This is a genomic window from Marinobacter sp. MA, from assembly GCF_048298425.1.
GTDB classification, from domain to species: Bacteria; Pseudomonadota; Gammaproteobacteria; order Pseudomonadales; family Oleiphilaceae; genus Marinobacter; species Marinobacter salsuginis.
The window spans coordinates 2,010,079-2,033,669 of sequence record NZ_CP103058.1 but is presented as its reverse complement, the minus strand read 5'-3'; the positions used below and the strand labels follow the sequence as shown (position 1 = coordinate 2,033,669).

Genomic DNA, 23,591 nt, shown 5'->3' with positions numbered 1-23,591 from the left:
AATTACAACGGCATATATCTTGCTGGTCACTGAATAATAGCGTGATTGACGGAAACCCGTCATATCAGCGGCGGATTAGCCCGTTTAACGGCCACTGCCATCGAATCCTTAGCCGGATTCGGGCTTTTCTGCCTTGTTGTTGACAGCATAGGACAAACTGCTACGTATGCGCACCACCAAATTCGCTCTGATACTGCTAATGTCTTGCTTGAGCGCCCCGCTGCTGGCTGACACAACCGCTGAACAGATTCGCCAGGCGACACTGGAATTTCTTGACGGCTTCGCCAGAGAACAGGCCGCAGAAGGCTACACCGTATCCTTTGAACCGGGCTCCATCGACGACCGACTTGCACTCGCGGAATGCGAGAAGCCGTTGAGTGTCGAATTCAGTGGAGATCCCTGGAAAAGCACCAGCCCTTCGATGCAGGTGGCCTGCGAAGGATCAAGGCCCTGGCGGATGTTTGTGACGGCTTCCGTTTCCATCCACGGGCCGGCCCTTGTGGCGGCAAGACCGCTGACACGGGGCGAACGGGTAACCGAAGGCCTCCTCGCCAAGCAGTCCGTTGAAATCAATGCCTCCCGGCGCGGCGTCATTACCGATGCGCAACAGGCCATCGGCATGGAGGTGCGCCGGTCGGTCAACGCAGGCTCGCTGATCACGCCGGATATGCTCTCTGCGCCAAATGCCGTGGAACGGGGCGACCATGTTATCATCACCGCCAAAACGGGCGGATTCTCAGTGCGTTCGCGCGGGAAGGCCCTTGCCAGCGCAGGGGTTGGCGAACAGGTTCTGGTTGAGAATCTGCGATCCTCCCGCACGATCAAGGCCAGCGTTGTTGCGCCAGGTCATGTCGAAATCCCGATGTAAGCCCGCCTCGGCATGAGCTTGCCGGTGCGGCAAATCCCTGCCGGAAACCCGGTAGAAAAAAGAGACGAAAAAACTACTGAAAATTACTAAAGGTTTTCGCGGCCCCGCCGTTAAGAAGACATAAACTCGAGTAAGCGCTGCATTCACGTGGCGCGACAGGCAAGCAGGTACAGATATGTCAGTTGACTTAAATGGAATTGGCCCCGGCCAGGTCAACACCCAGAGAACCACGGCCGACAAGAGCGCCGGCACCCAGAATACCCAGCCGGCGACCAACGAACAGGCGAAAACCCAGGCCCAGGGTGCCCGGGGCGAGAACGTCAGCCTGAGCAATCAGGCCAAGAATCTCAAACAGCTTGAACAGAAGTTGGGCGATTATCCGGAAATGGATGACGACCGCATCGAACAGATCCGCTCCGCCCTGGAGAACGGAACCTACAAGATTGACGCCGAGAAACTGGCCCAGAAAATGCTTGAGATGGATGAAAGCATTTTCGGGTGAGTAAACCATGGCCGCAATCGATGATCTGAAGACCCTTCTTTCCCAGGATATCAGTCAGCTGGAGACGCTGGCTGATATTCTCGAAAAAGAAAAGACATGCCTTGCCAGTTCCGACCTCCGCCAGCTGGAAACTCTGACCAAAGAAAAAAACGAGCTTCTGGGTGCCGTTCGCGAACGCGCCAAACAGAAAATCCGGACATTGGTCCAGATGGGATACCGCCCGGAAAGTGGCGAGCCTTCCCGTTTTATCCGCAGCGCCGGTTTTTCTGAGCTGTTCCAGCTCTGGCAGGAAGCGGATCAGAAACTCCGGGCCTGTCAGACGCTGAACCAGACCAACGGTCGGGTGATCAGCCATTTGCAAAAACGCCTGTCCCGGCTTACCGACATCTTCCGTGGCGCCACCGGTCAGCAAAAGCTGTACGGTGCCCAGGGCCAACAGACCACAGTTTCCAGCAGCACAGTGCTTGCCAGCGCCTGAGCAGGGCCCTGGCAAGCAACGCTTTTTACTTCATCGGGTATAGATTGTCATCTGGGAGTCCGGATGGAAACGGATGTCGTGGATACTCACGTTACCCATTGAGGCACCCTGGCTACCGCTGACCCGGATATTGTCCATGCGGATTTCCTCGATGCGCTCGGGGAACGCAAGCATCAAGGCGCCATCCTCCCTCACCCGATAGCGGGGTTCCCCCTCGCGGTAGTGGACACCGGAAATGGTCAGGTCCGAGTCGAGAAAGTTGAGGACCGGTACAAAAATATTGGCGGTAAGTTTCAGCCCCTCGATAACATCCGGGGAATCGTCAGCGCCCTGTTCGCCGTCACCAGCCGGATTCTCAACCATATCGCGAACAATACCGATACGCTCCAGCAGGTTCGGGTCTCCCTGACCTGAGACGGCCGCCAGCTCAGTCTCGCTTAATGGAGCAAGGTTACCGCGCTCATACAGTTCACCAGCCTCCAATGATGCCTGTGACGCTTCGGCCGAATTGCTCGCCGCAAAGGTGACCAGGGGCTGGAATGGCAGCGTTACCGCTGTGACGAGCGCCGCAGCGTTGCGATACCGGGACTGGTGCTTTAGGACGCGGTGAAGTTCTTTTTCGCTGATCCAGCCAGCCTGGATGAACACCTCACCCAGACGCTGTCCGGTTTCGCGCTGGAGCTTTAGGCCCTCATCCAGTTGTTTCTCGGACAGGTAGCCGCGATTAACAAGCAGCCGCCCGAGGCGTGACTTTTCTTCAAATCCCTGACGGATTCTCACCCAGTGTCTCCTTTTGAACAGTGAAAACCGTACAACCCGGCCCGGCTAATGTGATCCATGATTTCCGATACCCGGAATGTTAGATGATCACAACACAATGTGCGTGGATACAGTCATCGTTTTACCATCCCCTTCTGGTAAGATCTGGCACCTGATAACAGAATTCGCTGAATTGTCGCAGCAAAAACGCCTGCGCATAACAAAGAGAGCGGTTGCAAATGACAAACTTGGTAAAACCCCTGAAAACTGTGACACCCGTACTGCTGATGGCTCTCGCCTTGCTGGTGCCAGCCTCCTGGGCAATGGCCCAAAGCAATGAGCAGCCCGCCAACGAGCCACTGCCAATGGTTCGCATGGTGACCAGCGAGGGCGTGATCGAGCTCCAGCTGCGACCGGATGTCGCCCCGGATACGGTTGCCAATTTCCTGCAGTACGCCCAGGAAGGTTTCTTCGACGGCACCATTTTTCACCGCGTTATCCCCGGATTCATGATCCAGGGCGGCGGGTTTACCGAGGAGCTGTCCCGGAAATCGACCCGCGCCCCGATTCGCAATGAAGCCACAAAAACCCTGCCGAACCTTCGTGGAACCATTGCTATGGCGCGAACCAGTGCGCCGGATTCTGCAACGTCACAGTTCTTTATCAATCTCACGGACAACGGGTTTCTGAATGCCGGGGTCCGCGGCCCGGGCTATGCGGTTTTTGGCAAGGTTACCCAGGGCATGGGTGTTGTCGATGCCATCGCCCGCAAACAGACCACCCGGAAACAGGGCATGGCCGACGTGCCGGTGGAACCTGTGACCATCGAAACCGTCACCGTGGTTGAATCCGAAGGCTGACACCGTGAACCGGCCATTGCAGCCCCCTGCGATCGAGCCAGCTGAACTGGTCTGGCACGACGGGGTCCCGGAATCAAAGCGGTTTGGCGATGTTTACTTCAGCCGGGACAACGGCCTGGAGGAAACCCGCCACGTTTTTCTGCAGCATAACCAGTTGCCCGAGCGCTTCTCGCAGATTCCCCGGGGCGGGAGCTTTGCTATTGCCGAAAGCGGCTTCGGAACCGGCCTGAACTTTCTGGCAGCCTGGCAGGCCTGGCGCCACCACGCGCCAACCCATGCTGCTACCCTGCATTTTGTCTCGGTGGAACGTTTCCCACTCACTCGCGAAGACCTGACCCGCGCCCTCGCCTTGTGGCCCGAGTTAAAGGTGCTCGCCGACGAACTGCTTCTGCATTACCCACCTCTGGTGCGAGGGGTTCACCGACTGGTTCTTGACGAAGGGCGGGTTCGACTGACGCTGTTTTTCGGCGACATCAATGACGCCTGGGAAGCCCTGGATTTTAAAGCCGACGCCTGGTTTCTGGACGGCTTTGCCCCGGCCCGCAATCCGGACATGTGGCTGGAGAACACCATCCGCCTGGTTCGCGCCCATAGCAAACCGGGCACAACGCTGGCTACCTTCACTTCCGTCGGTCGGATCCGTCGGGCTTTCCTCGAGGCCGGATTCCACATGGAGAAAACCTCCGGATACGGCCGCAAACGGGAAATGCTGAAGGGAGTGCTTGAGGCGTCGGCCCGGGCTGAACCCGAACAACACGGGACCATCGCCATCATTGGAGCGGGCATTGCAGGCTGTACGCTGGCACGAAACCTTGCAGAGCGGGGTTTGCCCGTCACACTCGTTGATTCCCATGGGCCGGGAAATGGCGCGTCCGGAAACGCCCAGGGCGCCCTGTACGTAAAACTGGGAGTTGAGTTCAACGACCAGACCGAACTGGCCCTCACCGCCCTGACCTTTGCCCAGGGCTTTTACAACAACTGGCGCAACCAGTACTGGCATCCGACTGGCCTGCTGCAATTGGCCCACAGCCCCCAGGAAGAGGCCCGACAGGCGAAATTTCTCGATCGCAACGAATACCCCGGGGATATTCTATGGCCGGTGAACCGGGATCAGGCCAGCGAACTTGCCGGCGTTCCGACGCAAACAGGCGGTCTCTGGTTTCCCGGCAGTGGCTGGCTGGAGCCGGGAAACCTCTGCAAAGCACTGACTGACCACCCGCTGATATCGACCGCATTCGGTACTACCGTTAGCGGGCTTCGGCCCTGCAACGGGCAATGGCACATATCCATGGAAGACGGATCGCCCATCGTGGCCGACCGCGTGGCCATATGCTCGGGTCATCTCAGCCCGGAACTCATTCCGACAGAGGGACGCTTTCGGCTGAAAGCGATACGGGGCCAGGTCTCACACCTTCCGGCACCAGCCATTATCAGCCCCAAGGCCGTTATCTGTGGTAACCGGTACCTGAATCCGGCGCTCGGTGAGATCGCCGTGACTGGAGCCACCTTTGATCTTCGCGACAACAACCCGTTGCCGACAATCGAAAGCCATAACGAAAACATGCAGGAACTCGGCTCAATGCTGCCGTCCCTGTTTTCTTCCACAAGCGAAAAACCCGGTGGCGCGGATCTGGACGGCCGGGTCGCCTTTCGATGCACCACCCACGATTACCAGCCCGTCGCCGGCCCGGTATTCGATGATGGAAACGCTTCTCTGGATGGTCTCTTTCTCTTCACCGGCCTCGGCAGCAAAGGCCTGACCTACGCTCCGCTGTTGGCCGAGTATCTGGCGGACCAACTGACCGGGCAGCCTGCCTGCCTCCCGGCGAACCTGGTCAGACGGCTGGAAACACGGCGTCTGTACCAGACTGATATGGCGATTTCGTAATAAACTACCTCTGAAGTTTCCGGTCAGACTGCCGTTAACCGTGGAAAGAGTGGCATAGTCACGGAGAGAGCCCATGTCCATTTATGTCAGCGAACCCGGCCGACCGGTCGGCACCCGGCTACCGGAGACATTCCGGGCAAGGCCCGTGGGCGATGTCACGGAGCTGGCAGAAACCAAGGCGATCAATCCCGGCAGGAGCGAGGCAACAGACGCAGAGTTTCAGCAGGCGGCTAATGCCGGTCGGTACAAGGCTTTGGAGGAATATGGGGCAGCGGCAGCCGGCGAGCGTCGCGAAGACCGCGCTTACCTGCCCGTATCCCGTATTTCATCACCGGCACTTTACTCGGTGCAGGCTTCAGCAACCATTTCCGAAGCGCTGTCAGAGATGGATGAGCATCAGGTTCATCACCTGGTGATCATGGCGGAAAACAACGTGGCTGGCCTTGTTGATCTGCGCTGGCTCCTTGGTTGGCTGCACGAACACGACGCCAATGCCATGACCCAGAGCCTGGTTCACATTGAGCTTCCCGCCTTTCTGACGGCCTCTCCCGAAACCGATGCCCACCAACTCGCCAGGCTGATGCTGGCCCATCAGCTCAATGCCGCACTGGTGGTAGACGCCAGTGGCGCAGCCGCTGGCATCGTAACCAGTACAGACTACCTCAAGCTATACGCCAGCTCTGGGCGACACGAGGGGACAGTTTAGCGCCCGGCCAGCTAGTTCAGTGGCGTCAACAGCTGACCCTCGGGGCTGAACAGGAGCACGTACCAGTCACTGCCGGTTCTGCTGAGCGCGACGATCTCATCCTCCCGGTAATTCGTCAGAGCGAGGATTTCCGAGTTGTCCACGGCAAGCTGATAGCGCCAGTCGTTTCTGAACCCGGTGTCTTCACCCTCAGTCTCCGCTTCCGGAACCAGCGATACCCGGGCAACGATGCCCTGCTCCATACCCGACACAACGCCTTCACTGGCAAAATCTCCGTCCGTGGACCCTGCAACAACCAAGTCACCATCGAAACCGGTCAGGCCCTGAAGTGTTTCAGTAGCCTGGTCGTTCTCATCATTCAGGGAAAAGGCACGACTCACGAGGCCTGAGGAGGAGTAACCCAGAAGGAACCCTGCCGTACTGGAAAGCGGCTCCCGCTCCAATTCAGGGTCCTCTTCTTCCTGCTCCAGCACAGAGTACGCCCCGTCACTGGCGCCTATCAGCCAGAGCGTGCTGCCCTGGAACAGCCCATTGGATACCGGTTCATCCCCGGCAGTGCCCACCTGTTTGACACTGAGTTCGCTGGTTGCACTGGACGCGTTGTAGAAGAAAGCATCAATGCCTCCTATTACCGGAACGCCTTCCACAGAGCCCGCCGCGGAGCCAAATAACCCAGGGCTGATAGACTCGATACTGCCGCCTGCGACGCTGTCATCGGCAGCCGACCCCACTTGGCGGGTCCAGGCCACCGCGGGCTGCTGGGTATTGCCGTCAAGCTCCGTATCAATACGCTGCAAAAAGCTGTCCGTACCGCCCGCTGCCTGCTGCTGATCAAAAACACCATCGGTTTCACCTGCCAACACCACATAGCCGGTGTCCCGGTTTATTCCGGCCCAGCGCACCTGATCGTCGGCATCCGTCCCGGTCCGGGTCTTCCAGGTTGGAACGTATTCGCCACCGTTGGAGGCGGAATCAAACCAATACAGGGAGGTTACAACATCCTTGCCACCGAGTGCGGTGGTGCCCGCGACCGGTTGATCGGTGCTGTACGCGACGACAAATTCAAATCGGTCTACTCTGGTGCCACCCTCGGTCACCTTACGCTGTACCACGTTAATGACCGGTTTTGGCGAAATCAGGCTGTCACCGGCAGAGGAAATGGCCACCTGCTGTAACTGGGCACCGCGCTGGTCGAAAATCCGCACCAGTACCCTATTGTTATCCTGAGTGTCGAAGCCTGCGACAAACAGCCTGCCGTCGTGCCCCATGGCAAGGTCCGTGGCAACAAAGCCATTACCGCCGTTCAGCGCGAGGGGCGTTGTCAGCTCGTTGAGGCTGATACGGAGCAGGTTGTCAGATGCAGCCCGGGCGTAGTCCTCGCGGCCAGCCTGAAAGCTCTCATTGATACCAAGCAATATGAATCGGTCACTGAAGGCCGGATTGGCGTAGCTGCCCGCGGGCACCCGGATCCGGAATGGCACTTCGTCGGTTCCCTCGGGGAAAACCAGCTCGTCGTTCTCAACCCAGTTACCGCCTTCCAACCGCTCGATAACGAACTCGGAATCAAGCCTGGCCGTAGAGTCTTCGGTATGGCTGAGTTTGGCAAAAATATCCCGGTCTCTGTCGCCGGAAAGCTTGGCAACATACTCGCGCACATCACCCACGTTCAGGGTATCCCTGCCCCCACCTTTTACCGTTTCGAGGGACAGGACGGGCTCGTTATCCTGAATCGAAAGATTGGTGACGACGCCACCGTTACCGCTTCCGAGGCCCGCCAGACCGGAGCGCACTTCGGTGAGAGCGAGCCTGAGGGATTCAACCGGCTCAGCAAAACTGTCCTCGACCACTTCCAGCGGCAGATAACACTCGGTAATACCTGGCTCAAGGGTGATGACACCCCGGGTATAGAAGCCCTGGTCATCGAGCTCATAGTCGATGTAGTCGAATTCATTCTCACCGGTTTCGTCCAGCGGCACCGGACTGTTACTGCCCAATCCAACGATGTCCTTGCCCAGAATGGCATCACCAGCGTTGGAGGCACTGTAATCGCAATTCTGGTGTGGAGGCGAGAATCCGACGTCGCAGCTGGAGGCGTCATAATCGGACAGCAGCTCAAAGGCGACCGCAACCCGGGTAACCGACGGTTGATCGAGGATTACCTTGACGAAAACGCGGCGCGTCGGAAGTGTCAGATCTTTGGTGCCGGAGACCGAGCCGTCGTCGTTGTAGAGATTAATGGTAAAACTGTGCTCACCGCCGGTCTCCAGATCCGGCAAGGCGCATTGTTCGCGATTGCTTGCCGGAATCTCCGGGCTTTCGCCCTCCGTGAACGGCTCGGCATCCAGGGACATCACGTTGTATTTAACATCGATATCAAACGGTTGGGCGCCCGCCATGCGGCCATCGGTTGTTACCAGGTTGATATCTTCAGTTTTGCCCAGGTCTGCCTCTCCCCTGCTACCACCTGTAAGCCCAGGAACGCCACGCATTATGATGCCCTGCCGGGCTTTGTTACTGGTGTCTTCGAGCGCCAGCCAGGACGGCGCGTTGGTCAGGGAATAGTCAAGGATGTCCTCGCCACCGTAAGCCCCGAAGTTGTAGGAGTACTCAACGCCGAGATAGGCAAACACCGGGGGCACGCCGAGAATGGTGGGCTGATCGGGATCTTTTTCCGTCTTGCAGCCAGAGAGCCCGAGCGAAAGCAGGGCCAGAAAGACAAGTTGGCGAACGGGATGAATGCGGGAGTATAAATCGGCGCCCATGGAAAAATCCGTTTCAATCGTTGTTATTGTGGTAGCGACCGCCGGGTGAAGCAGAAACACCGGGCGGTTTACACACCGTTACAGAACAACGCCATGGTAGCCAATTTGTTACGCAGGGGATCTGCGCGAGTTCTCAGATTCGGTTAGCCCGCATCCACGCCATGCTCCTGCAGCAGAGCAACCAGGCCCGCCTCATCCAGGACAGGAACCTCCAACTGTTCGGCCTTCGCCAGCTTGGAACCCGCGGCCTCGCCCGCTACCACGCAGGCGGTCTTTTTGGAGACGCTTCCGGCCACCTTGGCTCCCAGAGACTCCAGCTTTTCTTTGGCTTCGTCACGAGTCATTCCGGAGAGCGTGCCCGTCAGCACCCAGGTCTGGCCTTTCAGGGGCTTATCCCCTTTCTGGATCTGCTCTTCCTGCCATTCCACGCCGGCGTCCCGCAGCGCATCCAGGGTTTCCTGGTTATGGGTCTGTTCGAAGAAGCTGCGGATATGACCAGCGACAATCGGCCCGACATCGGGAACTGCCTGCAGGCTTTCTTCATCGGCGGCGGCAATGGCCTCGAGAGTCCCGAAGTGCGAAGCCAGGCCCTTGGCGGTGGCCTCCCCCACCTCGCGAATCCCAAGCGCGTATAGAAAACGCCATAGAACGGGTTTTCTGGCTTTATCGATGGCAGCGACCAGGTTGGCGGCCGACTTCTCCCCCATCCGCTCAAGTTTGACCAGATCATCGGTGGTCAGGTGATAAAGGTCGGCCACGGTTTTTACCATGCCCTGATCAACCATGATGTCGATCCATTTGTCACCCAGCCCTTCAATGTCCAGGGCTTTCCGGGAAGCATAGTGACGGATGGCTTCCTTGCGCTGGGCCGGACAGAACAGGCCGCCAGAGCATCGGGCTACCGCTTCCCCTTCAATCTGGATAACGTCGGAATCGCAGACCGGGCAATGGGCGGGCAATTCCACTTCTCTGGCGCCCGAGGGACGCTTTTCGGGAACCACCTTGACCACCTGAGGTATCACATCACCGGCGCGACGGATAAACACGGTATCGCCGATGCGAACATCGAGCCGGCGGATTTCGTCCATGTTGTGGAGAGTCGCGTTGCTGACGGTCACGCCACCGACAAACACAGGCTTGAGACGGGCCACCGGGGTAACGGCACCCGTTCGACCCACCTGGAACTCAACATCCTCAATAACGGTGAGCTCTTCCTGCGCCGGGAACTTGTGGGCAATCGCCCAGCGCGGCGCCCTGGAGACAAAACCCAGGGCATTTTGCTGGTCAAGGCGGTTCACCTTGAACACTATGCCGTCAATTTCATATGGCAGCGTGTCCCGCTTGGCCATTAGCTCGCTGTAGGCCTCAAGGCACTCCTCCACGCCTTTCGCCTTGCGCATCTCGGGATTGATCCGGAAACCCCAACTCTGAACGCGCTGGAGGCCATCCCACTGGGTATCGGGCAACAGGCTCTCGTCCGTCACGGCAACACTGTAGGCGCACATTTCCAGCGGACGCTTCGCTGTTACCGTGGACTTTTTCTGCCTGAGACTGCCAGCCGCCGCGTTCCGGGGGTTTACGAAGGTTTTCTCTCCGCGCTCGGCCAGTCGACGGTTCAGTTGCTCGAAACCGTCCTTGGGCATGTAAACTTCGCCACGGATCTCTACAAGGTCCGGCACATCTTCGCCCCGCAGCTTCAATGGCACCGAAGGGATCGTTCGGATATTGGCGGTGATGTCCTCTCCGGAGTAGCCATCACCCCGGGTGGCAGCAGTGGTGAGGGCGCCATTCTCGTAGTGCAGACTGACCGCCAGCCCATCGAGTTTGGGTTCGCACACGTATTCCACATCTTCGCTGATGCCCAGCCGGTCCCTCACCCTCCGATCGAATTCCCGCAGTTCGTCCTCATTGAAGGCATTGTCGAGCGACAACATGGGCAGCCGGTGAACCACCTCCTCGAAACTGGTTTCCGCGGCACTGCCAACCCGCCGGGTGGGCGAGGTATTTGAGGCCAGCTCCGGATAATCGGCTTCCAGGGTCTGCAGCTCCCGGAACAGCCTGTCGTATTCCGCATCGGGAATACGGGGATCGTCCAGCACGTAGTACCGGTAGTTGTGATCATCAATAACCGAACGGAGTTCTTCTACACGCTGGGTAATATCGGGCGTGGCTTTGCTCATGGACTGGCACTCTCGTATCTCAAAAAAATGCCCGGGGCGAACCGGGCATCGGGCCATCTGTTACCGCCTGGTTTCACACTTTTTGGGAACGCTGCTTACGCTCGAACTCGCGGATTCTCTGGCGGCAGTGCTCGATCGTTTGCGGGGTCATCACGCTTCGGCGCTCGTCTTTCAGTTCCCCGCCAAGGTTACGTACCACTGCCTGGGCGGTTTCGAGCATGAAGTCGAATGCCTGCAGCGCATTGGTGGGCCCCGGCATACTCATGAAAAAGCTGATCCCGGGCGTGGTGAGGGCCGGCATATCCCCGGGTTTGAATGTGCCGGGTTCCACGGCGTTGGCAACACTGAACTGCACAGGGCTGGTGGTATCGGATTCTTCATGGCGGTGGTATATGTCCATGTCTCCGTGCTCCAGACCGCACGCTTCGAACAGCTTCTTCAACGCCGGCCCCTTGAAGTCCTCGTCGCTCTTCGCCAACACGTTGATGACGATCACTTCCCTGGCCTCGGGGCGATTCGCGCCCGCCAGAGGTTGACCGGCCGACGGTCGGGAGGGCTCACGCCGCGCAGTGTCCTCTTCCACTTCGGTCGTGACCGTTGGCGGGACGGCTTCCTCATCATCTTCAATGGCGCCCCAGCCGGATTCGAGCTCGGTTTCCTCAGGCTCCTGACTGGAAAGTCCGAAATCGGGCTCCGACTCAACGGACTCTTCGTAGCGCTCAGCCGTCGGTTCGGTTTCCGTTTGTGGATCCGGTTCTGACGATTCGGGCTGCTCCGATTTGGCAGCGGCAGTGACAGGACGGGTCGGCTTGGGTTTCGGAGAACCGAATCGACTGGGCTTTTCGCGCTTCACATAGCCCCGTTCTTCGAGGGTATCGCGGGAAATGGTTCTTGCTCCGCCATTGGGCAACTCGGGGTTGTACTCGTCGTCGAGTGGCGAATCCTCCAGCTCGTCGGCGCCCATACCGGATGAAATCGCCATGGATTCCTTACGGGCGCGCCGCATCCGGCGCACGCCATCAATGACAATGCCGATTATAACCAGGGTACCGATGGCAATTAACCATTCCCTAAGTGACATAGTGCTGCTGTCCTGTTTGCAGATCCCGTAACGTTGCTACTCTAAGAAAAGCCCGTAATGAATACAACGCACACCCGGGCCAGATGGCGTTTTTGTCATGGTTGCCCGAATTCTGAACAGCCTCAAGCCTCCGCGAGGGCTGCGGCTTCGTCCACGTCCACCGACACCAGCCGCGAACATCCCGGTTCATGCATGGTGACCCCCATCAACTGATCCGCCATCTCCATCGCAATCTTGTTGTGGGTAATGTAGATGAACTGAACCTGCTTCGACATCTCCTTGACCATATTGGCATAGCGGCCCACGTTGGCATCATCCAACGGTGCATCCACCTCATCCAGCATACAGAAGGGTGCCGGGTTCAGCTGGAAAATCGAGAACACCAAAGCGATCGCCGTGAGGGCCTTTTCACCACCTGACAACAGATGGATGGTGCTGTTCTTCTTGCCAGGAGGCCGGGCCATGATCGCAACGCCGGTTTCCAGAAGATCCTCGCCGGTAAGCTCCAGATAGGCATTACCACCTCCAAACACCTTCGGGAAGAGCGCCTGGAGGCCACCGTTCACCTGATCGAAGGTTTCCTTGAAGCGTTGACGGGTCTCCCGGTCGATCTTCCGTATCGCATTGTCGAGTGTTTCCAGGGCTTCCATCAGATCTTCGTGCTGGGAATCCAGGTAGGTCTTGCGCTCGCTCTGTACCTGGTACTCCTCGATAGCCGCGAGGTTGATGGCGCCCAGTCGTTGTATCCGGTTGCCGATGCGCTCCAGCTCGTCAGCCCAATCTTTCTCATTCGCACCTTCAGGCAACTGCGAAAGAATGTCCTGGAGTTTTACGTCCAGCTCCTTGAGCTGCTCGATATGATTGCCAGAGCGGATTTCCAGGGCCTGGGATTCCATCTTCAGCTGTTCCAGCCTGGACCGGACTTCCTGGATGCGGTGATCGGTGCCGCTTCGGCCCTGCTCTTTCTCCCGGACCTCACGGTCGATCTCTTCCAGGGCGTCGCGCGCCGCGCCCAGCTTCTCCTCTTCCGCCAATCGGCGATCCAGCAGGCCTTCAAGCTGCATCTGCAGATCTTCAATAGGTTCCTCGGCGCTTTCCCGGGATTCCCTCAGAATCTCCAGTCGCTCATCGATACGCTCTTTCTGCAACTGCATCCGGTCAATCGTCTGCCTCAGACCGTCCCGCTGACTGTGCAGAGTCTGGAGCTGAAGCTGCAACTGATGCGCGTGGTCACGGTCGTGCCGGGCCTCCTGGCGCAGACGGTCGAGGTTCTCGCGCAGGCTGTCCCGCTGCTCGAGAAGCCGCTCTTTTTCTTCATCGCTGTCTTCACTGGACGCCAGCGCCAGCTGCCATTCTTCCCGAGCCTCCTGCAGGCTCTCTTTCTGGCCCTCCAGGTTTTCAGAGACATCCTCGATATCGTCCCGAATTCTCTGCAGACGGGCGTCAATCTGCTCAGCTCGGGCTCGGAGGCCGCTGACCCTGGACGACAGCGAGCTCAGCTCGCGGTCTGCCTCGCTCAAACGGGCCTGGGCCTCATCCCGGGCGGATTCGGAGCGCTCGGCGCGCTCGTGCAATTCGTCCAGTTTCTCGCTGGCCGCCTCCAGTGCTTCCTCAGCCTCTGTCAGTTGCGAAGCCAATTCGGTAACTTTCTTTTGTCGTTCAATCACCCCGACCTGGCCTGCGTCGGAGTCCGGCATCAATACCCAATCCCGGGACACCCAGACGCCTTCCGGGGTCATCAGGCTCTGCCCTTGCTGGAGGCCGGCTCGCATACCCATGGCATCGGAAACGGTTTCCACCGTGTCAATGCCGTGAAGCAACGAGGCAATTCCTGGCACACCGGAAACCTTGGCCGCCAGGCCCGTTGTTCCAGCATTACCAAACGCCCCGGCTTCAACGAGTGCCAGGCCCCTTGGCGCTTCTCTCATCGCCGAGGAGAGCTGGTCGATGTCGGGAAGACACAGGCCCTGGGTAAAACGCCCGATAACCTGTTCAACCGCAAACTCCCAGCCATCGGCAATATCGAGCTGGCTGGCTACCCGGGGCATATCGCCCAAATCGTTCCGGGAAAGCCAGGATTGCAGGACATCATCTCCGGCCCCCATCTGTTCATCCAGAAGCGCCTGCTGAGACTCAAGAGAGGCGCGAAGGCTCTGGACCCGTTGGCGCTCCTCCGAGACGGCCTGCTCGGCGTCACGCTGATGCTGCCGGGCGTCGTAGAGCTCATCCTGGATCGCCGCAATGCGCTCAGCCGCTTCCTCGCGTTTCAGCTCCAGTGTTTCTTGCTGTTCCAGCAGCTCCTCAAGTTCCGCCCGATCCATCTGGCCTTCCAGCAATTCCTGCTCATCCTGCAGTTTGCGTTGCCGAGTGAGCAGTTGCTCAATGGCGTCTTCGAGCGAGCGAATCCTGGACTGGGCCAACTCGGCCTGGCGCCGGGCATCCGACGAGCGGGCGCTGAAATCTTCCCATTGGTGCTGCCAGTCGCTCATGGCGTCTTCGGCCTGCTGCAGTTTCTCGCCCGACTCTTCAGAGCGTATCGCCAACGCTTCCTGTTCGGGCTCCATCATGTCCAGCTCTTCCTGGATACCCGCCAGCTTGTCCTCGTCCTGCTCCAGTTCCCTGGCCAGTTCGCGCTGGTTGGCCATGGCCTGATCCAGTTCCGCGGCCATCTGCCGGCTCCGTTCGCGCTGGTGCTCAAGACTCTGTTCGATACGGGCGATATCCGCGCCGGCCTCGTAATAGCGCGCCTGGGCCCGGTTGAAATGTTCGGTCCGTTCCTGATGATTGTCCCGGAGGGATTCGAGAGAGGTCTCGAGGCTGACGCGTTCGGTCAGGTATTTTTCGAGTTCAAGCTCGGTGTCCCGGATCTTGCCCCGCCAGGCCTGCAGGTCATTGTCGAGGGATTGCCAGCGCAGTACCGTCAGTTCGGCTTTCTTCTGGCGCTCCTCCTGCTTGTAAGCCTTGTACTTTTCCGCCGCTGCCGCCTGGCGCTCCAGGTGCTGCAGTTGTCGGCCCAGCTCCTCCCTGAGGTCGGTCAGCCGTTCCAGATTTTCCTGGGTCCGACGGATGCGATTCTCCGTTTCCCGGCGACGTTCCTTGTATTTTGAGATGCCGGCCGCTTCCTCAATGTAGATCCGGAGCTCTTCCGGTTTTGCCTCGATCAGGCGGGAGATCATGCCCTGCTCGATAATGGCGTAGCTCCGCGGGCCCAGGCCAGTCCCCAGGAACAGATCGGTAATGTCCCGACGCCGGCACTTGGAGCCGTTCAGGAAGTATTCGGATTGCCCTTCGCGAGAAACCCGGCGGCGAACAGAGATTTCGTTGAATTTCGCGAATTCACCGGGGGCCGAACCATCGCTGTTATCAAACACCAGTTCAATGGAGGCCTGACCTACCGGCTTTCTTGCGCTGGAGCCGTTGAAGATAACGTCTGTCATGGACTCGCCGCGCAGGTACTTGGCGGAGCTTTCCCCCATCACCCAGCGCACCGCGTCGATGATGTTGGACTTGCCACACCCATTTGGCCCGACCACGGCTGTCATGTTCGATGGGAACGGCACGGTGGTTGGATCAACGAAGGATTTGAAGCCAGCCAGTTTGATGGACTTCAGACGCATATCAGGCGCTCGCCTCCTGCCGGAGAATCGTCAACACCTGCTGCCGCTGGTGTTCACCAAAGGCCTGTATGACCGCTTGCAATCGTTCCGCGTCGTCATCAACGGCAGCCTCGGCCAACTGCCGGAAGAAGGTCGCGGTTTCCCCAATTTCTTCCCGGAAGTGCTCCAGCGCCACAAAATAGGTTCGGCTGATGGCCGGCCGGAAGTTCTCGAGAGTCTCCTCAAGAAAAGGGTTCTCAACCAGCCCGTAGGCGTAGCGCATTACCCCGAATCCGGCATCGATGACCTGCTCGGCAGCGTCTGCGCTGGTGGCGTTGAGGGCGTCAATGACCGCCTGCAGTTCACGGACCTGCCCCATGACACCGCCAAGCTCTTTGCCGGACCAACGTTCAAGCACCTTGCGCCCTAGCATGCAGAGAAGATCGATGTAGATATCGTAGAGGCTGTTGACGCTTTCCGGCGTCAGGCTGGAGACAACCGCGCCCCGCCTCGGGAAAATTTCGATCAGATGGCGGCGCTCCAGAATAAGTAGCGCTTCGCGCACAGAGCCACGGCTGACATTCAGTTCACCCGACACTTTCAGTTCCTGAATGCGTTCGCCGGGTTTGAGATCTCGCGTGATGATTCTTTGCCCCAGATGCTGGGCAATTTGTTCAGACAGACTTTCCGGGGCCTGAAACCTCATAAAGTTGGTCACTCATTCCTGAAGACGGCACGATTTCAAACGCAGAAGTTTACCACAGGGAATCTATAGCCCCACCCCTTGTCTGACATTTTGAGCGGTCAGGAACGCATCACGGCAAATCACTGCCGTTTTTTTGACAGCAATTCCTGAACTGCCGCTGAAAAATCATAAATTGAGTGAAAAATAGTTCATTAGCACCTGTTTTTGTTGTTATTTTTTAAGTAGGCACGGTTTCTGCTTTTGACCCCGAAAGCACAGTGAATTTCTGCGACAGAGTGAACCGTAGTGAAAAACATACCGTCGATCCATCAGTCTCCTTCCCAGCCCCAGAAACTGGCTGCGCTGCGTCAGGCACATCAGGACTGGACCAATACGCCGGATGTGCTTGCAAGACTGACACGACGGCTCTCGACTACCCTGTCGCTGGAGCAACAGCTGGCCATCCTGGCCGAAGAACTGGTCGCCATTATCCCTTTCAGTTCCCTCAACTACCGCCACCGGATCGGTAAACAGGATTTCGTCTATGCCACCGGAATGGGCGGCCCGCACCGCTGCGAGTATCGTCTGAGCCTTGAGGGCGTAAATTACGGGACTCTTGTGCTGCAACGCCGTCAGAGGTTCACCGAACAGGAGCTTGAAGGCATCGAGATAATTCTGGGCGCCGCCATCTGCCCGATTCGTAACGCCTGCCAGTACGTCGCCATTGAGCAGGCGTCTCTGACCGATTCCCTGACCGGCATTCCCAACAAACGCGCCCTGGATGACGCGCTTCAGCGCTCCAGCCTGTTGTCGGAAAGACATGGCGAACCATATTCACTTGTGCTCTGCGACCTGGATCATTTCAAAACGATCAACGACACACATGGTCACGTGGTAGGCGACCATATCCTTCAGATCGCGGCGGCGGAAATCGAGAAGTCCATCCGCACATCTGATTCAGTGTATCGCTTTGGTGGCGAGGAATTTGCCATCCTGCTGCCGCATACCTCGGAGCAGGATGCAAAAGATGTGGCGGAGCGGGTTCGCAAAGCGATCGCGGCCATTCGGGTGGATGGCGGAGAAAAGGAGCTGAAAGTCACAACCAGCTGTGGCGTTGCTACGTTTCTGCCCCAGGAAGCCCCGCAGGCCTGGCTGGCCAGGGCTGACGAAGCGCTCTATCGTGCCAAACACCAGGGTCGTAACTGCACCCGGGTGTTTGCCACCATTTCGTGACGCTTAACCCCGCGGCGTCTTGCTTCGGGCTCTCTCTGGCCTGGGAGCACGCCCGGCGGGCCTGGCGGGCTTGGTGTCGCTGACAGCCCATTTATTGCCCGGAGTTTTCTTTCCGGCCAGGCCAGGGCTCTTGCGCCTCTGGCGATCATGGGCTGCCTTTTCGTTTGGCGTTTTCTGGGGAATCTCGACCGACTCAAGACCAACGGTTCGACTGAGGGTATCTACCGCCCGCTGATCCAGCTCTTCCCATTTTCCCACGGTCAGCCTGCTTGGCAGGAAGATCGGCCCGTAACGCACGCGTTTCAGCCGACTGACTCGAACGCCCTGGGATTCCCACAGGCGACGCACCTCCCGATTGCGCCCTTCCAGCAGGGTAACGTGGAACCAGCGATTCATACCGCTGCCACCGGCCGGAGAGATATCGGTGAACTTGGCCATGCCATCTTCCAGGAGAACGCCCTGAAGCAGTCGCTCGATCATGGCGTCGTCCACTTCCCCAAAGATACGTACCGCATATTCCCGGTCAATCTGGTTGGAAGGATGCATCAGCCGGTTTGCCAACTCTCCGTCTGTGGTAAAAAGCACCAGGCCAGTGGTGTTGATATCAAGCCGGCCAATGGAAATCCACCGATGCTCTTTAAGACGTGGCAAACGATCAAACACCGTCGGTCTGCCCTCAGGGTCTTTTCGGGTAGTGACCTCGCCCTCGGGCTTGTTATAAATCAGCACCCGGCGCATCACTTCAGCCGCGCCGGACACTTCCAGTCGTTTGCCATCGAGCTCGAAACGGTCCTCAACGGACGCCTTCTGCCCTGGTGCCACCGGTTGTCCATTGACCAGGAGACGACCGGCTTCCATCCAGCCCTCGATTTCCCGGCGCGAACCAACACCTGCCCGGGCGAGCAATTTCTGAATACGCTCAGGGCCGCCCTGACTGGCTGGGTCACGGGCGGGTCTGGCTGGTTTGTTGGGGCGTTCTGCCGCCATGTAATCAATCCTTAGTTTCTGACTGACACCCGAATGGCGTCAGTGAAGTGTCTGGCTCGAAGATTCGTCGTCGTTCTCGGCAGTCGTGGATTCGAACTCGATCTCACCCTGCATGTTCTTTTCAATTTCCCGGCCGATTTCTTCAAGATCGCGGACTTCATTCAGGGGCGGTAGCTGGTCCAGGCCCGTGAGATTAAAGTAATCCAGGAATTGTTTCGTGGTCGCGTACATGGCCGGCCGACCCGGCACATCCCGATGCCCAACGACGCGCACCCACTCTCGCTCAAGCAGTGTACGAATGATATTGCTGCTTACCGTAACACCCCGGATGTCTTCGATTTCACCCCGGGTGATGGGCTGTCGGTAAGCAATCAGTGCCAGGGTCTCCAGCAAGGCCCGTGAATAACGCTGGGGCTTTTCCTCGAACAGTCGACCCACCCAGGGCGCATACTCCTCACGCACCTGGAGTCGGTAGCCACTGGCGACCTTTTTCAGCTCGAAGCCTCGCCCTTCACAGGCCGCTTCAAGAAGCACCATGACGTGCTCCATGACCTGTCGCGCCGGCCGCTCCTCTTCACTGAACAATTCCCGCAGCTGGTCAAGAGACAGCGGTTTGCCCGCCGCCAGCAGGGCGGCCTCGGCAATTGCCTGGATTCTCAGCAGGTGCTCTTCGTTCATGGTGTCTGATCCGTATTTCCGTGCTTCCGACTTCCAGGGGCCCTAACTTGCCGCCCTGGCGCGAACATGAATCGGCCCGAGAACTTCCGCCTGAACCACCTCGATCAACTGCTCCTTGACCAGCTCAAGCGTCGCCAGGAAGGTTACAACAACACCCAGCCGCCCCTCTTCGACCGTGAACAGGCTCTCAAAGGTCACAAAATGGTCATCCTGAAGCACCGAAAGGATTGCCGACATGCGTTCACGGGTGGACAGCTTCTCACGCTCAACATGGTGACTGGTGAACAGGTCTGCGCGCTGTAAAACACCCTGAAGGGCCAGCAGCATCTCCCTCAGATCCACATCGGGATGGGGCTGACTTGACGGCATCCTGGGCAGGGCGGCGGAGGCTGCGAAGTTATCCCGCTCCAGCCGCGGCAGTTCGTCGATATCCTCGGCGGCCTGCTTGAACCGTTCATACTGCTGAAGCCGACGAATCAGTTCGGCACGAGGATCGACCTCTTCTTCATCGTCGCTTTCCTGGCGAGGTAACAGCATCCGCGATTTGATTTCCGCCAGGGTGGCCGCCATCACCAGATATTCGGCAGCCAGTTCAAAGCGCATGGCCTCGACGGCACCGATGTAATCCATGTATTGCCGGGTAATCTCGCTGACGTCGATGTCCAGTATGTTCATGTTCTGGCGACGTATTAGGTACAGCAGAAGGTCCAGCGGGCCTTCAAACGCTTCAAGGAAGACCGCCAGGGCATCCGGCGGAATGTACAGGTCCTTGGGAAGATCCACCACTGGCTTGCCGGACACCAGCGCCAGGGGCGATTGCTCCGGGCCGGCGTCCTGAGCTTCCGGCGTCGCCTGATCGGTGGATTCTTCGGTCATAACCTTTCTCTCCGGATCGGCCGCGCGGCTCTGTGCCCGCGGGACCGATTCCTGCGGATTCAGCGGTAATGAAGCCCCATGGCCGCCCGGACTTCCTCAAGGGTATCTCTGGCAGCATCGCGGGCGTGTTCGCGACCTTCCTGGAGAATGGAATGAACCAGGTCCGGGTTGCCCTCATACTCACGCGCGCGCTCGTGGAGCGGACGCTGCTCTTCGACAATCGCGTCAATCAACGGCTTCTTGCAATCAAGGCAGCCAATGCCGGCACTGCGACAACCGGTCTGTACCCACTCCTGGGTGTCCGCGTCCGAATAGATCTTGTGCATCCCCCACACCGGGCATTTCTCGGGTTCACCCGGATCCGTACGCCGGACTCGCTGGGGATCGGTCTGCATGGTGCGGACCTTCTGGGCAACGCTGTCCGGCTCCTCCCGCAGTCCAATATAGTTGTTGTAGGACTTGGACATTTTCTGCCCATCCAGACCCGGCAACTTGGACTCCGGTGTCAGCAGCGGCTGCGGCTCTGGCAGAATCACCTTGCCACCACCCTCGATGTAGCCGTACAGACGCTCGCGATCGCCCAGGGAGATGTTCTGTTGTTCTTTCAACAGCGCACGAGCAGTTTCCAGGGCGTCCATGTCGCCCTCTTCCTGATAGCGCTTCTTCAGATTGCGGTACAGCTTAGCGTTTTTCTTGCCCATCTTCACGATGGCGCCTTCTGCCTGCTCCTCGAATCCGGGCTCACGACCGTATATATGGTTGAACCGACGGGCGATCTCCCGGGTGATTTCAACATGGGACACCTGATCGGCACCGACCGGTACCTTCCCTGCCCGGTAAACCAGAATGTCTGCACTCTGAAGCAACGGGTAACCCAGAAATCCGTAGGTCGCCAGATCCTTCTCCCGCAGCTTCTCCTGCTGGTCCTTGAAGGTCGGCACACGTTCCAGCCAACCGAGAGGCGTAATCATCGACAGCAACAGGTGCAATTCTGCGTGCTCGGGTACCTGTGACTGAATAAACATGGTGGACGAACCCGGGTTCACACCCGCCGCCAGCCAGTCAATGACCATGTCCCAGACGCTCTGCTCAATGCCAGAGGGGTCGTCATAGTTGGTGGTCAGGGCGTGCCAGTCCGCCACAAAGAAAAAGCATTCGAATTCATGCTGGAGTTTAACCCAGTTTTTCAGCACACCGTGGTAGTGGCCAAGGTGAAGCTTGCCGGTCGGACGCATGCCGGACAAAACCCTTTGCTGGGAATCTACAGAACTCAAAGCACGAACTCCTTATTTGATATTGGAACCGCCATCATAGTTCAGGCGACCCGGCATTATAAATAAAAAACCCCCGCTCTGCAGGGCAGAAACGGGGGTTTTTGCTGAAAGAAGGCCAGCTTACCAGCCAGTGACTTCCTTCAGGGCCTGGCCGATCTCGGCCAGACTGCGGACGGTGCGAACGCCAGCATCTTCCAGGGCGGCAAACTTCTCGTCTGCAGTACCCTTACCACCGGAGATGATGGCGCCAGCGTGGCCCATGCGTTTGCCCGGAGGCGCAGTAACACCAGCGATGTAGGAAACCACCGGCTTGGTGACGTTCTGCTTGATGTAGGCCGCGGCTTCTTCTTCGGCGGTACCGCCGATCTCACCAATCATCACAATGGCTTCAGTCTCAGGATCTTCCTGCAGCAGGGCCAGAATGTCGATGAAGTTGGAGCCCGGGATCGGGTCGCCACCGATACCGATACAGGTGGACTGACCGTAGCCGAAGTCGGTGGTCTGCTTGACCGCTTCGTAAGTCAGGGTACCTGAACGGGACACGATACCAACCTTGCCCTTCTTGTGGATGTGGCCAGGCATGATGCCGATCTTGCACTCGTCCGGAGTGATAACACCCGGGCAGTTGGGACCAATCATGCGAACGCCCTTGCGATCCACGTATTCCTTGGCGTACAGCATATCGATGGTCGGGATACCTTCAGTGATACAGACGATCAGCTGAATGCCGGCATCCGCGGCTTCGATAATAGCGTCTTTACAGAAAGGCGCCGGTACGTAGATAACGGTCGCCTCTGCGCCGGTTGCTTCAACGGCGTCACGAACGGTGTTGAACACCGGCAGGCCGAGGTGCTCAGTGCCACCCTTGCCGGGGCTAACGCCGCCAACCATCTTGGTGCCGTAGGCAATCGCCTGCTCTGAGTGGAAGGTGCCCTGCGCGCCGGTAAAGCCCTGACAGATAACCTTGGTGTCTTTGTTAATCAGGATGCTCATTATTTACCCCCTGCGGCTTTAACAACTTGCTCTGCCGCATTCGACAGACTGGTAGCGGCAATGATGTTCAGGCCGCTATCGGCGAGTACCTGAGTACCCTTCTCCGCGTTGTTGCCTTCAAGGCGAACCACAACAGGAACCTTGACGCCGACTTCCTTAACGGCACCGATGATGCCTTCTGCAATCATGTCGCAGCGAACGATACCGCCGAAGATGTTGACCAGAACCGCCTTGACGTTGGAGTCAGACAGGATGATCTTGAATGCTTCGGAAACACGCTCCTTGGTTGCACCGCCACCAACGTCCAGGAAGTTGGCAGGCCGGCCACCAGAAAGCTTGATGATATCCATGGTGCCCATTGCCAGACCAGCACCGTTGACCATGCAGCCAATGTTGCCTTCCAGGGCCACGTAGTTGAGCTCCCACTTGGCCGCTTCCGCTTCCCGGGAATCTTCCTGGGAGGGATCGTGCATCTCGTGGATCTTCTTCTGGCGATACAGGGCGTTACCGTCAACACCAACTTTGGCGTCGAGGCAATGCAGGTCACCGGCCGGGGTGATAACCAGCGGGTTGATCTCTACCAGCGCGAGGTCGCACTCTTCGAACAGCTTGGCCAGGCCAATGAAAATCTTGGTGAACTGACCGATCTGCTTGCCTTCCAGGCCCAGCTTGAAGGCCAACTCACGGCCCTGGTACGGCTGAGCGCCAACCAGCGGGTCGATTTCGGCTTTCAGGATCTTCTCGGGGGTCTCTTCGGCAACCTTCTCGATCTCAACACCGCCCTCGGTGGAGGCCATGAACACGATGCGACGGGTGCCACGGTCAACGACCGCGCCCAGGTACAGTTCCTGGTCGATGTCGGTGAGGGATTCAACCAGAATCTTGCTGACCGGCTGGCCATTTTCATCAGTCTGGTAGGTTACCAGGTTCTTGCCCAACCACTTTTCGGCAAACTCACGGATCTCGTCTTTGCTTTTGACCAGCTTAACGCCACCAGCCTTACCACGGCCGCCTGCGTGCACCTGGGCCTTCACTACCCAGCCATCACCGCCGATTTCGTCAGCAGCTGCTACTGCTTCCTTGGGAGTATCACAGGCAATGCCTTTGGATACGGGCAGGCCATATTCAGCGAAAAGCTGCTTGCCCTGATATTCATGCAAATTCATAGTTAATGTCCCGAATTAA

At 58.3% G+C, this 23,591-nt stretch carries 19 protein-coding genes; 7 read left to right on the top strand and 12 right to left on the bottom strand.

Features of this window, described 5'->3' with window-relative positions:
• Positions 1–166: 166 nt before the first annotated feature.
• The 3 genes from flgA to NUW46_RS09430 all read left to right on the top strand — a co-directional run bounded on the left by flgA (position 167) and on the right by NUW46_RS09430 (position 1,848).
• Positions 167–868 carry a flagellar basal body P-ring formation chaperone FlgA gene (gene flgA / locus NUW46_RS09440; RefSeq protein ID WP_418141929.1) on the top strand — a complete coding sequence of 234 codons (702 nt, stop codon included), beginning with the start codon at positions 167–169 and terminating at the stop codon, positions 866–868.
• 175 nt (positions 869–1,043) lie between these two features.
• Positions 1,044–1,370 carry a flagellar biosynthesis anti-sigma factor FlgM gene (gene flgM / locus NUW46_RS09435; RefSeq protein ID WP_069185021.1) on the top strand — a complete coding sequence of 109 codons (327 nt, stop codon included), beginning with the start codon at positions 1,044–1,046 and terminating at the stop codon, positions 1,368–1,370.
• A gap of 7 nt (positions 1,371–1,377) precedes the next feature.
• Positions 1,378–1,848 (top strand): flagella synthesis protein FlgN, encoded by a 471-nt coding sequence (locus NUW46_RS09430; RefSeq protein ID WP_418141928.1) that lies wholly within the window; start codon positions 1,378–1,380, stop codon positions 1,846–1,848.
• Between the two features lie 30 nt (positions 1,849–1,878).
• Here NUW46_RS09430 and NUW46_RS09425 read toward each other — a convergent pair whose 3' ends face one another.
• The gene (locus NUW46_RS09425) at positions 1,879–2,628 is read right to left on the bottom strand and encodes a pilus assembly protein PilB (RefSeq protein WP_418141927.1); all 750 of its coding nucleotides are present in this window, start codon (positions 2,626–2,628) and stop codon (positions 1,879–1,881) included.
• A 218-nt stretch (positions 2,629–2,846) separates the two neighbouring features.
• Between NUW46_RS09425 and NUW46_RS09420 the strand changes: the two genes are divergently transcribed.
• The 3 genes from NUW46_RS09420 to NUW46_RS09410 all read left to right on the top strand — a co-directional run bounded on the left by NUW46_RS09420 (position 2,847) and on the right by NUW46_RS09410 (position 6,061).
• Positions 2,847–3,467: a peptidylprolyl isomerase gene (locus tag NUW46_RS09420; protein ID WP_222464373.1), complete on the top strand. Its 621-nt coding sequence runs from the start codon at positions 2,847–2,849 to the stop codon at positions 3,465–3,467.
• Positions 3,468–3,471: 4 nt separating this feature from the next.
• Positions 3,472–5,355, top strand: coding sequence for a bifunctional tRNA (5-methylaminomethyl-2-thiouridine)(34)-methyltransferase MnmD/FAD-dependent 5-carboxymethylaminomethyl-2-thiouridine(34) oxidoreductase MnmC (gene mnmC, locus NUW46_RS09415; RefSeq protein WP_418141926.1), 1,884 nt, complete (start codon positions 3,472–3,474; stop codon positions 5,353–5,355).
• Between the two features lie 73 nt (positions 5,356–5,428).
• Positions 5,429–6,061, top strand: coding sequence for a CBS domain-containing protein (locus NUW46_RS09410; protein WP_349343272.1), 633 nt, complete (start codon positions 5,429–5,431; stop codon positions 6,059–6,061).
• An 11-nt stretch (positions 6,062–6,072) separates the two neighbouring features.
• On the opposite strand, the gene NUW46_RS09405 is transcribed toward NUW46_RS09410, so the two are convergent.
• The 5 genes from NUW46_RS09405 to NUW46_RS09385 all read right to left on the bottom strand — a co-directional run bounded on the left by NUW46_RS09405 (position 6,073) and on the right by NUW46_RS09385 (position 16,386).
• Complete coding sequence (locus NUW46_RS09405; RefSeq protein WP_418141925.1) at positions 6,073–8,823, bottom strand: hypothetical protein; 2,751 nt, start codon at positions 8,821–8,823, stop codon at positions 6,073–6,075.
• Between the two features lie 143 nt (positions 8,824–8,966).
• Positions 8,967–11,003: an NAD-dependent DNA ligase LigA gene (gene ligA / locus NUW46_RS09400; protein ID WP_305966136.1), complete on the bottom strand. Its 2,037-nt coding sequence runs from the start codon at positions 11,001–11,003 to the stop codon at positions 8,967–8,969.
• A 73-nt stretch (positions 11,004–11,076) separates the two neighbouring features.
• Entirely contained in the window at positions 11,077–12,084 is a 1,008-nt protein-coding gene (gene zipA / locus NUW46_RS09395) for a cell division protein ZipA (RefSeq protein ID WP_209397824.1), read from the bottom strand.
• Between the two features lie 122 nt (positions 12,085–12,206).
• A complete protein-coding gene (gene smc, locus NUW46_RS09390) occupies positions 12,207–15,701 on the bottom strand; it encodes a chromosome segregation protein SMC (protein ID WP_418141924.1) in 3,495 nt (1,164 codons plus the stop codon).
• 1 nt (position 15,702) lies between these two features.
• A complete protein-coding gene (locus tag NUW46_RS09385; protein WP_064228107.1) occupies positions 15,703–16,386 on the bottom strand; it encodes a GntR family transcriptional regulator in 684 nt (227 codons plus the stop codon).
• A gap of 285 nt (positions 16,387–16,671) precedes the next feature.
• Between NUW46_RS09385 and NUW46_RS09380 the strand changes: the two genes are divergently transcribed.
• Positions 16,672–17,598 (top strand): GGDEF domain-containing protein, encoded by a 927-nt coding sequence (locus tag NUW46_RS09380; protein WP_064228106.1) that lies wholly within the window; start codon positions 16,672–16,674, stop codon positions 17,596–17,598.
• A gap of 3 nt (positions 17,599–17,601) precedes the next feature.
• Here NUW46_RS09380 and rluB read toward each other — a convergent pair whose 3' ends face one another.
• The 6 genes from rluB to sucC form a co-directional block, all read right to left on the bottom strand.
• Positions 17,602–18,585 carry a 23S rRNA pseudouridine(2605) synthase RluB gene (gene rluB / locus NUW46_RS09375; RefSeq protein ID WP_418141923.1) on the bottom strand — a complete coding sequence of 328 codons (984 nt, stop codon included), beginning with the start codon at positions 18,583–18,585 and terminating at the stop codon, positions 17,602–17,604.
• 39 nt (positions 18,586–18,624) lie between these two features.
• Complete coding sequence (gene scpB, locus NUW46_RS09370) at positions 18,625–19,263, bottom strand: SMC-Scp complex subunit ScpB (RefSeq protein ID WP_064228104.1); 639 nt, start codon at positions 19,261–19,263, stop codon at positions 18,625–18,627.
• A gap of 42 nt (positions 19,264–19,305) precedes the next feature.
• Positions 19,306–20,139 carry a segregation and condensation protein A gene (locus tag NUW46_RS09365; protein WP_064228103.1) on the bottom strand — a complete coding sequence of 278 codons (834 nt, stop codon included), beginning with the start codon at positions 20,137–20,139 and terminating at the stop codon, positions 19,306–19,308.
• Between the two features lie 59 nt (positions 20,140–20,198).
• Positions 20,199–21,413, bottom strand: coding sequence for a tryptophan--tRNA ligase (locus tag NUW46_RS09360; protein WP_083231878.1), 1,215 nt, complete (start codon positions 21,411–21,413; stop codon positions 20,199–20,201).
• Between the two features lie 120 nt (positions 21,414–21,533).
• The gene (gene sucD / locus NUW46_RS09355) at positions 21,534–22,406 is read right to left on the bottom strand and encodes a succinate--CoA ligase subunit alpha (protein WP_064228102.1); all 873 of its coding nucleotides are present in this window, start codon (positions 22,404–22,406) and stop codon (positions 21,534–21,536) included.
• Entirely contained in the window at positions 22,406–23,572 is a 1,167-nt protein-coding gene (gene sucC / locus NUW46_RS09350) for an ADP-forming succinate--CoA ligase subunit beta (RefSeq protein WP_418141922.1), read from the bottom strand. Before sucC ends, sucD begins: the two co-directional genes overlap by 1 nt.
• Between the last annotated feature and the right edge of the window lie 19 nt (positions 23,573–23,591).